10 protein-coding genes and 1 tRNA gene are annotated in these 13,129 nt (G+C 71.9%); 7 read left to right on the plus strand and 4 right to left on the minus strand.

What is annotated here, in order from left to right; translation table 11 throughout:
- From DQW85_RS18110 to DQW85_RS18120, 4 genes are all read right to left on the minus strand, one after another.
- Positions 1–2,274, minus strand: a 2,274-nt coding sequence (locus DQW85_RS18110) for a Tex family protein (protein ID WP_162795085.1), incomplete at its 3' end; no start/stop codon positions are given.
- A gap of 169 nt (positions 2,275–2,443) precedes the next feature.
- Positions 2,444–2,896 (minus strand): RpiB/LacA/LacB family sugar-phosphate isomerase, encoded by a 453-nt coding sequence (locus tag DQW85_RS18115; RefSeq protein ID WP_240197257.1) that lies wholly within the window; start codon positions 2,894–2,896, stop codon positions 2,444–2,446.
- A gap of 75 nt (positions 2,897–2,971) precedes the next feature.
- Positions 2,972–3,044 (minus strand) — tRNA-Met (locus tag DQW85_RS44575).
- Positions 3,045–3,575: 531 nt separating this feature from the next.
- On the minus strand, positions 3,576–5,318 hold the full coding sequence (locus DQW85_RS18120; RefSeq protein WP_113701479.1) for an alpha/beta hydrolase: 1,743 nt from the start codon (positions 5,316–5,318) through the stop codon (positions 3,576–3,578).
- A 127-nt stretch (positions 5,319–5,445) separates the two neighbouring features.
- Between DQW85_RS18120 and DQW85_RS18125 the strand changes: the two genes are divergently transcribed.
- The 7 genes from DQW85_RS18125 to DQW85_RS18155 form a co-directional block, all read left to right on the plus strand.
- The gene (locus DQW85_RS18125) at positions 5,446–6,546 is read left to right on the plus strand and encodes a DUF917 domain-containing protein (protein ID WP_113701480.1); all 1,101 of its coding nucleotides are present in this window, start codon (positions 5,446–5,448) and stop codon (positions 6,544–6,546) included.
- Entirely contained in the window at positions 6,539–8,125 is a 1,587-nt protein-coding gene (locus tag DQW85_RS18130) for a hydantoinase/oxoprolinase N-terminal domain-containing protein (RefSeq protein ID WP_113701481.1), read from the plus strand. Before DQW85_RS18125 ends, DQW85_RS18130 begins: the two co-directional genes overlap by 8 nt.
- A gap of 23 nt (positions 8,126–8,148) precedes the next feature.
- Positions 8,149–9,774, plus strand: coding sequence for an ABC transporter substrate-binding protein (locus tag DQW85_RS18135; RefSeq protein WP_113701482.1), 1,626 nt, complete (start codon positions 8,149–8,151; stop codon positions 9,772–9,774).
- 3 nt (positions 9,775–9,777) lie between these two features.
- Positions 9,778–10,794: an ABC transporter permease gene (locus tag DQW85_RS18140; protein ID WP_113701483.1), complete on the plus strand. Its 1,017-nt coding sequence runs from the start codon at positions 9,778–9,780 to the stop codon at positions 10,792–10,794.
- On the plus strand, positions 10,791–11,600 hold the full coding sequence (locus DQW85_RS18145) for an ABC transporter permease (RefSeq protein WP_113701484.1): 810 nt from the start codon (positions 10,791–10,793) through the stop codon (positions 11,598–11,600). The genes DQW85_RS18140 and DQW85_RS18145 overlap by 4 nt, the downstream gene beginning before the upstream one ends.
- Positions 11,597–12,334 carry an ATP-binding cassette domain-containing protein gene (locus DQW85_RS18150; RefSeq protein ID WP_113701485.1) on the plus strand — a complete coding sequence of 246 codons (738 nt, stop codon included), beginning with the start codon at positions 11,597–11,599 and terminating at the stop codon, positions 12,332–12,334. Before DQW85_RS18145 ends, DQW85_RS18150 begins: the two co-directional genes overlap by 4 nt.
- A 2-nt stretch (positions 12,335–12,336) precedes the next feature.
- A partial coding sequence (locus DQW85_RS18155) for an ABC transporter ATP-binding protein (RefSeq protein WP_162795086.1) occupies positions 12,337–13,129 on the plus strand: 793 nt, incomplete at its 3' end.

The following is a 13,129-nucleotide window of genomic DNA, read 5'->3' on the forward strand; positions in this document are numbered from 1 at the left end:
GCTGCCGCCCTGGCCACTGTCGCGTCGCCCGGCGTCGCCTCGGCCGCGTTCGCCGCGCTGGCCGCTCTGTCCCGGGGAGCCGCCGTCACCACGGCCGCCGCGCTGGCCGCGGCCGTCAGGAGAGGACTGGCTGGTGTCGTCGTCCAGGCGCAGGGTCAGCGAGATGCGCTTGCGCGGGATGTCGACGTCGAGCACCTTGACCCGGACGATGTCGCCGGGCTTGACCACGTCACGCGGGTCCTTGACGAAGGTGCGGGACATGGCCGAGACGTGGACCAGGCCGTCCTGGTGGACGCCGACGTCGACGAACGCGCCGAACGCCGCGACGTTCGTGACCACGCCCTCCAGGATCATCCCGGAGGCGAGGTCCGAGATCTTCTCGACGCCCTCCTTGAAGGTCGCCGTCTTGAACGCGGGGCGCGGGTCACGGCCGGGCTTCTCGAGCTCGCGCAGGATGTCGGTGACCGTGGGCAGGCCGAACGTCTCGTCCGTGAACTCCTGCGGCTTGACCGAGCGCAGCACCGACGTGTTGCCGATCAGTGACTTGAGGTCGGTCCGGACCGAGCCGAGGATGCGCCGGACCACGGGATATGCCTCGGGGTGCACGCTGGACCCGTCGAGCGGGTCGTCGCCGCCGGGGATGCGGAGGAACCCCGCGCACTGCTCGAACGCCTTCGGCCCGAGCCGCGACACCTCCTTCAGCGCCGAGCGCGTCCGGAACGGGCCGTTGGCGTCGCGGTGCCGTACGATGCCCTCCGCCAGCGTGGCGCCGATGCCCGACACGCGCGTGAGCAGCGGCGCCGAGGCGGTGTTGACGTCGACGCCGACGGCGTTGACGCAGTCCTCCACCACCGCGTCGAGCGAGCGGGAGAGCTTGGTCTCGGCCAGGTCATGCTGATACTGGCCGACGCCGATGGACTTGGGGTCGATCTTGACCAGCTCGGCGAGGGGGTCCTGCAGCCTGCGCGCGATGGAGACCGCGCCGCGCAGCGAGACGTCGAGATCGGGCAGCTCCTGCGAGGCGTACGGCGAGGCGGAGTAGACCGACGCGCCCGCCTCCGAGACCACGATCTTGGTGACCGACGGCATGTGCTTGACCAGCTCGGCCGCCAGCTTGTCGGTCTCGCGGGAGGCGGTGCCGTTGCCGATCGCGATCAGCTCGACTCCGTGCTTCTGCGCCAGGGCGCCGAGCGCGGCCAGTGACTGGTCCCACTGCCGCTTGGGTTCGTGGGGGTAGACGGTGGCGGTGTCGACCACCTTGCCGGTGGCGTCGACCACGGCCACCTTCACGCCGGTGCGCAGGCCCGGGTCGAGCCCCATGGTGACGCGGGTGCCGGCCGGCGCGGCGAGCAGCAGGTCGCGCAGGTTGGTCGCGAACACCCGCACCGCCTCGTCCTCCGCCGCCTGCCACAGCCGCATCCGCAGGTCGATGCCCAGGTGAACGAGGACGCGGGTGCGCCAGGCCCAGCGAACCGTCTCACCCAGCCAGCGGTCGGCGGGCCGCCCCTGGTCGGACACCCCGAACCGGGAGGCGATGCGCATCTCGTAGTCGGGACTGTCGTCGGGTTCGAGCGTGACGCTGAGGATCTCCTCCTTCTCGCCCCTGAACATCGCCAGGATCCGATGGGAGGGCAGCTTGGTGAACGGCTCGGCGAAGTCGAAGTAGTCGGAGAACTTCGCCCCCGGCTCCTCCTTGCCCTCGCGAACCTTGGCGACCAGCCGGCCGCGGCTCCACAACTGCTCGCGGAGCGCGCCGATGAGGTCGGCGTCCTCGGCGAACCGCTCGATCAGGATCGCCCTGGCCCCCTCCAGCGCCGCCCCGGCATCGGCCACCCCTTCGGTGACGAACCCCTCCGCCACCTCCGCGGGATCGAGCGACGGGTCGGTGAGCAACTGGTCGGCGAGCGGCTCCAGCCCCAGCTCGCGGGCGATCTGCGCCTTGGTGCGGCGCTTTGGTTTGTACGGCAGGTAGATGTCCTCGAGGCGGGCCTTGGTCTCGGCCGCCACGATCTGGGCCCGCAGCTCGTCGTCGAGCTTGCCCTGGGACTCGATCGACTCCAGGATCGCCGCCCGGCGCTCCTCCAGCTCGCGAAGGTAGCGCAGCCGTTCCTCGAGCGTGCGCAGCTGCGCGTCGTCGAGGGCGCCGGTGACCTCCTTGCGGTATCGGGCGATGAACGGCACGGTGGCGCCGCCGTCGAGCAGCTCGATGGCTGCGAGCACCTGCCCGTCGCGTACGGCGAGCTCTGCCGCGATCCGCTGGTGAATAGAGAGCACTTGCCTGCCTTTCGATGGTCCCGCCGGTCAATTGTGCAGGACCGCGCCGTCCTTCATGGCCGTGGTCCGCGAAGGGTGAACGACCGACGCCCCCACGTTCGTCACGCCGAGAACCCTAGAGGCCGCCACCGACGATTTCCGCGGATGTCCCAAGGAGGGGACCGCGAGTTCAGATGTCGTCGAGGTGGGAGACGTTCGCCCGGTCGGCCTCGTCGGGGCTGGGCTCACCGGCCAGCCAGGCGTCGAGGATCTCGTCGAGCACCACCTCGGACGTGAGCCGAAGGCTGAGCGCCAGCACGTTGGCGTCGTTCCACTTCCGCGCGCCGCCGGCCGTGTAGGCGTCCACGCACAGGGCGGCCCGCACGCCGGGCACCTTGTTGGCGGCGATGGACGCGCCGGTGCCGGTCCAGCAGCACACCACGGCCTGCTCGGCCCGCCCCTCACTGACATCACGCGCCGCCGCCTCCGAAGCCCACGCCCAGTCGTCGCGCTCGTCGCGGTTCAGCGCGCCGTGCGTGATGACCTCATGCCCCCGGGCACGCAGCCCCTCCACCACACGCCCCGCCACCCCGTCCAGGCTGTCGGCCGCCACCGCGATCCGCATGTCCACCCCTTCACTCACTCCGGCCCTCCTGGTGTATCAGGGCGGGCGGGGGTGTTGTCAGGCGGCTCGGCTTGGCGCCATACCGAACGTCCGTAGCGGGTGCGGGAATCGAACCCGCCTTGAGCGGCGTATGAAACCACCGGGCACACCAGCGCCCCCACCCGCCTCCTATGACGCCCAGTTTGGGAGGCGGGGGTGGGTGGGGCAACGGGTTTATGACGGCGGGGTCTCGTGGGGGGCGAGGCAGGGGGAGGTGGCGGCCAGATAGAGGTTGTCGCCTGCGGTCCAGCTAAGGGCGATGAGAAAGCCGTCCGGGATCGAGCGCGCGTGTACTCCAGGTTTGCCTTCCTTGAATCCTCCCTGCGAAACGATCGCATGCCCCACCCGGCTCCAGTGTGTGGCTACTTGCTGGGCAATTGAAATGTTCCGCTCCTTTGGTAGGTCGCGTAGCCAATATTTTCGGTTAATAGTAAATCGAATGGGGATTCCATCATGGTCGAAGGCGCACGGGTTGGACACGAGAGAGTGAGGTATGAGCTCGAGGCGCGGCTTGGGATCCATGGCTTGGACTGTGTCCTTGATCATGTAGTCGACCCTTGCAAGTGCTTCGGCTTCCGTTGGTGCCCTGGAATTCATGGTGCTCCCACATCCGGTGCATAGGGCGAGCGTGATCATGGCCAGAGAGCGGCGCAAGATGTCATCCTTTCCCCTCGAATATGTCTGGGGCTGCCTCTGGCATCAGTAGTTGCGGACTATTGACAGACATGGGCTCTTGGAGAGCTTCATAGTGGCCGGTGGCGATCAGGCCCAGATTCGTGAGAGAAACGGAGTTTGCTGCCCAGTAAGCCGAATGCGCCTCCTGCATCAAGCTTCTGCCCACCGGAAAGTGTCTGGCGCCGAAATCCGCGTCTCCTGGGTCTCGGCCGAAGCGGCCCAGCATGGCGACCGGGTCGTTTCTGTCCTCTCCCACCCACACGTGGTCACCGGGCAGCCCCAGGTCCGTGGCTCGGTCGACGCCGACTCCCGGGCTGCCGACGAAGATGAGTTCGTCCGCGAGCCGGCCCGGGCGGAGGAGGGCGGCTTTGCCGGTGACGAGGGAGCCGTAGCTGTGGCCGAGGATGACGTGGCGGCCGGGGGAGGTGCGGGCGGCGGTGAGGCCGTCGGTGAAGGCGGCGAGTTCGGCTCCGCCGCGCTGGGCGGGGGCGTCGCCGGCCACTGAGGCGCCGGGGGTGAGGGTGCCGGCCAGCTGGGGCGGGTCGTAGCCGAGCCAGGCGATGGAGGCGATGGTGCGGGAGCCGGCCGTGGCCTGGGCCTGCTGCCAGAGGACGCGGGCGCGGTCGATGTCGCCGGCGAAGGCGCTCAGGCGGGTGTTGAGGCCGGGTACGTACGTGACCGTGATGTCGGCCTTGTCGGGGTCGCCCCAGGAGATGGCCAGGCGGCCGGTGCCGGTGAGGTCGAAGGACAGCAGGTACGCCGGGGGGTGGCCGGAGACGCCGCCGAGGGAGAGGGCGCGTTCGACCATGGCGATGTTCTTGAGCAGGCGCACCGTCCTGTCCTGGTTGGTCAGGGCGGCGGGTACGGCGAGCAGGCGCAGGTCGGCGGTGATGGAGGCCAGGGCCGCGGGGCCGTAGAGGAGGGCGAGTTCGGCGGTGAGCCGGGCCTTCTCGGTGCCGAGCTGGTGGCGGTTGGCCTCGTCGCGGACGGTGGCGGGCAGGCCGTTGAGCGAGCCGAAGCCGCGGACGGTGACGAGGTGGCGCCGGATGGCGGGCTGGAGGCGGTGCCACCAGGCGTTGACCCGGGCGGGCAGGGCGGCGTCCCGCAGGGCGAGGAGTTGCGCGAGGCAGGCCTCGTCGCCGGCGGCCAGCCGGGACAGCAGGGCGTCGCCGGGGACGGCGTGGGCGCCGAAGAGCTCGTAGGCGGCCACGCCCGCGGGGATCCAGCGGCCTGAGCGCCGGATGCGGGACAGGCGGCGGCGCAGGTCGGGTGACTGGGTGGCGGACCACTCGGCCGCCCGCAGGACGGTCCAGGCGGGGGAGAGGGGCAGGGAGAGGGCGGCCAGCTCGGCTCGAAGGTGGTGGCCTGTCGCGGCGAGGCGGTTCGCGGCGGCGTCGAGGGCGGCGATCAGGGCGGACATCGCCCGGGTGTCGATGCCGCGGAACGGTCCGTGGGTGGGCGGGGCGGCCGGCACCTGGGTGACGAGGTGTGGCACCGCGGGTGGCTGGGCGCCCTGGCGTGCCGCCGCCTGGGAGAGGGAGGACAGCGCCAGGGCGAGCGCCGACTGGAGGGAGCCGCGGTGCGTGGCCAGGGAGGCCGCGAAGTGGGGCGCGCCGCCGCCGACCCAGGCGTGTGCGATCATGAGCCGGGCCGCGGTGTCGAGGTCGGCGTGGTGTTCGGCGGCGAGCGGCAGCACGCGGCGGAACGCCTCACTGGCTTCGGACATGACCAGACAAGGGTCCCAGTCAGGGATGGTGCTCGGCGGTGAAACGGCAGTTCACGGGGATAAGTCGGCTCCGGCCCGAATGCCGGACTGGCCAAATGGTGTGGCATGTGCTTGGTTTTGTCGCCATATGAAGATTGAGTTAGGTGATGTCGCCGCCCTCGCCCGCGGATGCGCCGTGCTCGGCACCGGCGGCGGGGGAGACGTGCGCACCGGGGCGCTGGCGGCGAAGCGGGCGATCCAGGAGTACGGGGCGGTGCCGCTCGTCCGGCTGGCCGACCTGCCCGGCGACGCGCTGGTGGTGCCGCTCTCCGGCATCGGCGCGCCCACCGTCAGCCACGAGATGATCCCCGGCGAGGGGGAGCCGGAGCGGATCGCGGAGGAGGTCGAGCGCCTCTTCGGCCGGCCGCCCGGCGCGGTCATGTCGTCGGAGATCGGCGGCGCGAACGGCGTGGCGCCGGTGGCCTGGGCCGCGCGGCTGCGGCTGCCGCTGCTGGACGCCGACGGGATGGGCCGGGCGTTCCCCGAGGTGCAGATGGTGTCGATGTACGTGGCCGGGCTGCCCGCCGACCTCGTCATCATGTCCGACGTCGCGGGCAACGTGGTCACGATCCGTCCCGTCGACGGACTCTGGTCGGAACGGCTGGCGCGCGCGGTCTGCGTCGCCGCGGGCTCGCACGCGCTCATGGCCGACTACGTGCTCACCGCCGAGCAGGCCGGGGGCGCGGTCATCGAGGGTACGGTCACCCGCGCGCTCGCCGTGGGCCGGGCCACGGAGGGCACGGCCGAGCCGCTGGAGGCGCTACGGCGCGAGCTGGGGGCCGCCCGGCTGATCACGGGCAAGCTGACCGACGTGGAACGGCGCACCACGGGCGGGTTCGTCAGGGGCACGGCCACGATCGAGGGCACCGGAGACGACCGGGGCCGGACCCTCACCGTCGAACTCCAGAACGAGAACCTCGTCGCCGTCGAGGACGGCCGGTTCAGGGCCATGGTGCCGGACCTCATCACGGTGGTCGACACCGAGACGGCCATCGCGGTCCAGACCGAGGGGCTCAGGTACGGCCAGCGCGTCACGGTGCTCGCCTGGCCGTGCGACCCACTCTGGCGCACGCCGAAGGGGCTGGAGACGGCGGGGCCGCGGGCGTTCGGCTACGACCTGGACTACGTGCCGGTGGAGGACCTGACCGGGGCCCCCGCCGAAGGTCCCGTGGGGGTGGCGGGTGAGTGAGCGGAGCCTGCGCGTCGGGATCGACGTCGGCGGCACGAACACGGACGCGGTGGTGCTCGACGCCGCCGACCGGGTCGTCGCCAAGGCCAAGCGGCCGACCACGCCCGAGGTGACCGCGGGGCTGCGGGCGGCCCTCGACGCGGCCCTCGACGCGGTCATCGACGTGGTCATCGACGCCGCCCCGGCCCGATCGGGGCATGTCACGCGGGTCATGCTGGGCACCACCCACGCGACCAACGCGATCCTGGAGCGGCGGAACCTGGGCCGGGTCGCCGTGCTCCGGCTCGGCGCCCCCGCGACCACGTCCGTGCCGCCGCTGTCCGACTGGCCCGCCGACCTGCGCAAGGCCGTCTCCGCAGGCGAGGCCGTGGTCCCGGGCGGGCACTACGTCGACGGGCGCGAGATCGGCCCGCTCGACCCCGGCGCGATCCGCCGGTTCCTGGACGGGGTGGAGGCGGACGCCGTCGCGGTCACCAGCGTGTTCAGCCCGGCGAACGCGGAGCACGAGCGGGCGGTCGAGGAGCTGGTCGGACGGGAGTACGGGCTGCCCGTCTCGCTCAGCCACGAGATCGGCTCGCTCGGCCTGCTGGAGCGTGAGAACGCGACCGTGCTCAACGCGGCCCTGTACGGCGTGGCGGCCCACGTCACCGAGGCGCTGGTCACGGCGCTGAACGAACGCGGGCTGGACGCGACGCCGTACCTCGCCCAGAACGACGGCACGCTCATGACGCTGGAGCACGCGGCGCGGCTGCCGGTGTCGACCATCGGCTCCGGCCCGGCGAACTCCCTGCGGGGGGCCGCGTTCCTGTCGGGCGTGGGCGACGCGATCGTGGCGGACGTCGGGGGGACGTCCACCGACCTCGGGGTGCTGGCCGGCGGCTTCCCGAGGGAGTCGGCCGCGGCGGTGGAGATCGGCGGCGTGCTGACCAACTTCCGCATGCCGGACATCCTGGCCATCGCGCTGGGCGGCGGGAGCGTGGTCAGGGGCCACGGGGTGGGGCCCGACTCCGTGGGTTACCGGATCGCCGAGGAGGCTCTGGTGTTCGGCGGGGCGACGGCCACGATGACCGACGCGGCGGTGGCCGCCGGCCGCACCCCTCCGGACGCCGCGGGCTGGGCCGGGCGGCTCGCCTCCGGGCCCGACAGGTCGGAAGGACTTCTCGACATGCTGCAAAGGGCCGTGGCCGTCGCCGACGGGATGGTCGCCGACGCCGTGGACCGCATGGCCCTCGGCCGGGCGGACCGGCCGCTGGTGGCGGTGGGGGGCGGCGCGTTCCTGCTGCCCCCGGAGATCACCGGAGTGAGCCGCGTCGTCCGCCCCGGCCACGCCGAGGTCGCCAACGCCGTCGGCGCGGCCATCGCGCTGGCGAGCGGCAGAGTCGATACGATCTTGCCTGCGGGCGAAAGCCGGTCAAAGGCGATCGAAAGGGCCAAGGAGGAGGCCGCGGGGCGGGCGGTGGCCGCGGGCGCCGACCCTGGGCGGGTCGAGATCGTGGACCTGGTCGAGGTGCCCCTCAGCTATCTCTCCGAGCCCGCCGTGCGGGTACACGTCAAGGCCGCCGGACCTCTCGCCCGGTGACGACATCGAAAGGACCCCCAACCATGCGCTGGCACAAGCGACTGCTCGTCGCCGGAGTCGCCGGCGCCGTGGCCATGGCCGCATCCGCATGCGCGGGTGGCCAGGTGCGCGGCGCGGGCGGCACCCCCAAGCCCGGCACCGGCCAGCCGGCCGAGAGCAACGCGGCCACCTCCGGCAAGGCCAACGACGCCACGTTCGTCTACGCCCCGAACCTCGACGTGGTCACCGACTGGGACCCGGCGAGCTCGTACTCCAACGAGATCATCGCCATGTCCAACATCTACGAGGGCCTGACCAGGTACAACGCGGAGTCGCGCAAGCCTGAGCCGCGCCTGGCCACCGAGTGGACCTCGGCCGCGGGCGGCAAGGAGTGGACGTTCAAGCTGCGGCCGGGGGTGAAGTTCCACACCGGCGCGACGCTCGACGCGGCGGCGGCCAAGAAGGCCATCGAACGCACGATCAAGGTGAACGCGGGCGCCGCTTACATCTGGGGGTCGGTCAAGACGATCGAGGCCGTGGACGCCTCGACGCTGAGGTTCGCGCTCAAGTACGCGGCCCCGCTCGACCTCATCGCCTCCTCCGGCTACGCGGCCCACATCTACGACACCTCCGTCGCGGACGAGCTCAAGGACGGCAAGAAGGACGCAGGCACCGGCCCGTACACCGTCGACACTTGGCAGAAGGGCAAGGAGACCGAGCTCACGCTGAAGGCGTTCGACGGCTACTGGGGCGGCTGGAAGCCCGAGCAGTACAAGAAGGTGAGCTTCCGCGTCACGCCGGAGATCACCACGGCCTGGCAGCTCCTGCAGAAGGGCGAGGTGAACTTCGTCCCGCGGCTCAACCCGCAGCTGTTCGCCCAGGCTGGCATGACGGAGGGCGTGCGCACCTCGCAGCGGCCGTCCTTCCAGAACCTGCTCCTGCTGCCCAACACCGCGGGCGGCCCCATGAAGGACGTGAAGGTCCGGCAGGCGCTCCAGCTCGCCGTCGACTACGACGGCCTCGTGGCGGCGCTCAAGGGGGCCGGGCAGAAGGCCTCGGGACTGGTGCCCCAGGGGCTGCTCGGCCACGCCTCCGGCATGGAGCCCAAGCAGGACCTGGCCAGGGCGCAGGAGCTGCTCAACGCGGCCGGCTACGGGCCCGACCTCAAGGAGCTGAAGCTCACGCTGACCTACGCGCAGGGCGACGAGGACCAGAAGCTGCTGGTCACGCTGCTCAGCTCGACGCTCAAGCGGCTGAACGTGACCCTCCAGGCCAAGCCCATGGCCTGGAACGCCCAGTGGGACCTCGGCAAGAAGCAGGGCCAGGACGTCTTCGTCATGTACTGGTATCCGGACTACCCCGACGCCTACTCCTGGTTCCTCAACGTCTTCAAGAGCGCGGACAAGCCGCAGTTCAACCTCTCGTACCTGAAGAACGCCGAGGTCGACCAGGCCATCGACGCGCTGCCGCAGCTCACCGCCACGGACGCGATGGCCGCGGAGCAGGCGTACGCCGCCCTGCAGAAGAAGATCATTCAGGACGAGGCGGCGGTGGCGGTGCCGTACGTGCAGACCTACCAGCGCGCGCTGTCGGCGGGCGTGGAGGGGTACGCCGACAACCCGGCCTACCCAAACGTGGTCTTCTTCTACGACCTCAAGTCCACCGGCTGACCGGTGCCGCGCTACGTGGCCCGCCGGCTCGGCCAGGCGCTCCTGGTCGTGGCCGGCGTGGTCGTCCTCACGTTCGCGATCATGCGGATGGTGCCGGGCGATCCGGCGGTGGCGTTCGCCGGCCCCAAGGCCACGCCCGCGCAGCTCGCCGAGGCACGGGAGCGGTTCGGTCTCGACGACCCGCTCTGGGTCCAGCTCTGGAACTACGTCAGGGACCTGGCGACCGGCGACTGGGGCACGAGCCTGCGCACCAGGCAGGCGGTGCTCGACGACCTGTACGTGGCGTTCCCGGCGTCGCTGGAGCTGGTGGGCACGGCGCTTGTCATAGCGGTCGTGGCGGGCATCCCGGTCGGCGTCCTCGCGGCGCGCCACAAGAGGCGGCTCCCGGACCTCGGGGTGCGCGCGACCAGCGTACTGGCCGTGTCCGTCCCGGTGTTCTGGCTGGCCCTGGCCGTGCAGACGGTCTTCGCCGGCCGGCTCGACTGGTTCCCGGTCGCCGGCGAGTACGATCTCACGCTCGACACCACCAGCCCGCTCACGCTCTGGACCAACATCACCATCGTGGACGCGCTCATCACCGGCAACTGGCCCATCTTCACCAGCACGCTCGAACACCTGGTGCTGCCCGCCCTCGTCGTGGCCGCCTACCCGACGGGCGTGGTCGCGCAGTTGACCAGGGCGGCGCTGATCGAGGAGTCGGGCCAGGACCACGCCAGGCTGGAGCGCTCTCTGGGCTTCGGTGAGACGGCCATCCTCACCCGCTTCGCGCTGCGCCCCGCACTCAACCCGGTGCTGTCCCTCATCGCCCTGGTCTTCGCGTACGCGATCGTGAACGGCTTCCTGGTGGAGGCGGTGTTCAACTGGCCGGGGCTGGGCCGGTACGCCGTCCAGGCGATCAGCTACCGGGACACCCCGGCCATCGCGGGCGTCACCCTGCTCGTCGCCATGGTCTACGTGCTGGCCAACCTGCTGGTGGACCTGCTCCAGCGCGTGGTGGACCCGAGGGTGAGGCTCCGGTGAGGGACCGGCTCGGCCTCTTCGGCGCGGCGCTGATCACGGTGATCGTGCTGGCAGCCGTCCTCGCGCCCTGGCTCGCGCCGTACCCCGCCGACGCGCCCGATCCGGCCAACAACCTGCTGCCGCCGGGCGCCGAGCACTGGTTCGGCACCGACTACGCGGGTCGCGACGTGCTCACCAGAGTCCTGTACGGCGGGCGGACCTCGCTGGTCATCGTGGTGGCCGTGCTCACCGTCTCGGCGACCGCCGGCGTGATCCTGGGAGTGGTCGCCGGGTACGCGGGCGGCTGGCTCCGTGACGTGATCATGCGGGTCACGGACGTGTTCCTGGCGTTCCCGGCGCTGCTGCTGTCGCTGGCGCTGGCCGTGGTGCTCCAACCGAGCGTCACCACCGTGATCGTGGCCATCGCGGTCACCTGGTGGCCCTGGTACGCCCGGCTGGCCGCCTCCGTCGCCGCCTCCATCGCCACCCGCCCGTACGTGGACGCCGCCCGCTGCCTGGGTGTCCCCGCGCCGCTCATCGTCGTCAGGCACGTCCTGCCGAACTCGCTCACCCCCGTGCTGGTGCAGGTCTCGCTGGACGCCGGCGGCGTCATCCTGACCGCGGCGGCCCTGTCGTACCTCGGGCTGGGCGCGCAGGAGCCGACCGCGGAGTGGGGGCTGATGGTGCAGCAGAGCCAGAGCCTGTTCACCACGAACTGGTGGGTCGTCACCTTTCCCGGGCTGGCGATCATGCTGACGGCGTTCGCGTTCAACCTGCTCGGCGAGGGGCTGCGCGACGCGCTCGATCCCCGGAGGGTCGTGAAGTGATCGAGGTGCGCGACCTGCTGGTCAGGTACGGCGAGCGGACGGTCGCCCGGGTCCCCGAGCTGGACGTGCGCGCGGGGGAGTGCGTGGCGATCGTCGGCGAGAGCGGCTCGGGCAAGACCACCACGCTGCTGTCGCTGCTGCGCCTGACCGAGGGGGCCCACGTCTCGGGGACCGTCCGGCTCTTCGGCGTGGACGTGCTCCGGGCGCCCGAGCGGCGGCTGCGCGAGCTGCGCGGGGCGCGGGTGGCGCTCGTCATGCAGTCGCCGCAGGCGGCCCTCAGCCCCACGACGCGCCTGGGCGTGCTCATGCGGCGCGCGCTCCGGCTCCACGGCGTCGCGAACGCGTCCGCGGTGACGGAGGAGGCCCTGCGGGGGGTCATGCTGGACCCGGCGATCCTGCGCCGCTACCCGCACGAGATCTCGGGCGGGCAGGCGCAGAGGTTCGCCATCGCGCTGGCCGTCGCGCTCGGCGCCGAGGCGATCCTCGCCGACGAGCCGACCAGCGCCCTCGACGTGACCGTGCAGGCGGAGGTGGTGGGCGTGCTGCGGCGGTTGCGGGAGGAACGCGGGCTGGCCCTGCTGCTCGTCTCCCACGACCTCGCCCTGGTCTCCACGATCGCCGACCGGGTGCTGGTCATGAAGGACGGCGAGGTCGTGGAGGCGGGCCCGGCGGCCGAGGTGCTGGCGCGGCCGTCCCATCCCTACACGCGCGAGCTCCTGGAGGCGCTGCCGTGACGATGCCCGCCGCCGCGCCGGCCGCGCTGCTCAGGGCCGAGGGGGTGACGCTCGGGTACGGCCGGACGCCCGTCGTCCACGACGTCACCCTCGACATCACCGAGGGCGGCGTGGGCCTGATCGGCGAGAGCGGGTCGGGCAAGACCACGCTGGCGCGCGCCTTCCTCGGCCTCCTGACCCCCATGTCCGGAAATATCTGGTACGGCGAGCAGAACCTGAAAAATGCTGACCGGAGGCGCTTCCGCAGGGACGTCCAGCCCGTCTTCCAGGCCGAGGCCCTCGATCCCCGCATGCGCGTCGGCGCCTCCGTCGCCGAGGCCCTGCCCAGGCGGGAGCGGCACCGCGTCCCCGGCCTCCTCCAGCAGGTGGGCCTCGACCCCGAGCTGGCGGACCGCAGGCCGCACCAGCTCTCCGGCGGGCAGCGCCAGCGCGTGGTGATCGCCAGGGCGCTCGCGGTCGGCCCGCGCCTGCTCGTCCTCGACGAGCCCACCAGCGCGCTCGACGTGACCGTGCAGGCGAGGATCCTCGACCTGCTCGCCGGGCTGGACACCGAACGCCTGCTCATCACGCACAACCTGGCCGTGGTCGGCAGGCTCTGCCGCACCTCGTACGTCCTGTTCGCCGGGCGCGTCGTCGAGTCGGGGCCCACGGCCGAGATCCTGGCCTCGCCGGCCCATCCCTACACGCGCGCCCTGCGCGACGCGGTCCCGAGGCTCGGCGGCGAACCCCCCAGGGCCGCCGCCGGGCGGACCGAGGCCGGGATCGCGGCCACGGGGTGCCCGTTCCGGGCGCGCT

This window comes from Nonomuraea lactucae, assembly GCF_003313395.1.
GTDB classification, from domain to species: domain Bacteria; phylum Actinomycetota; class Actinomycetes; order Streptosporangiales; family Streptosporangiaceae; genus Nonomuraea; species Nonomuraea lactucae.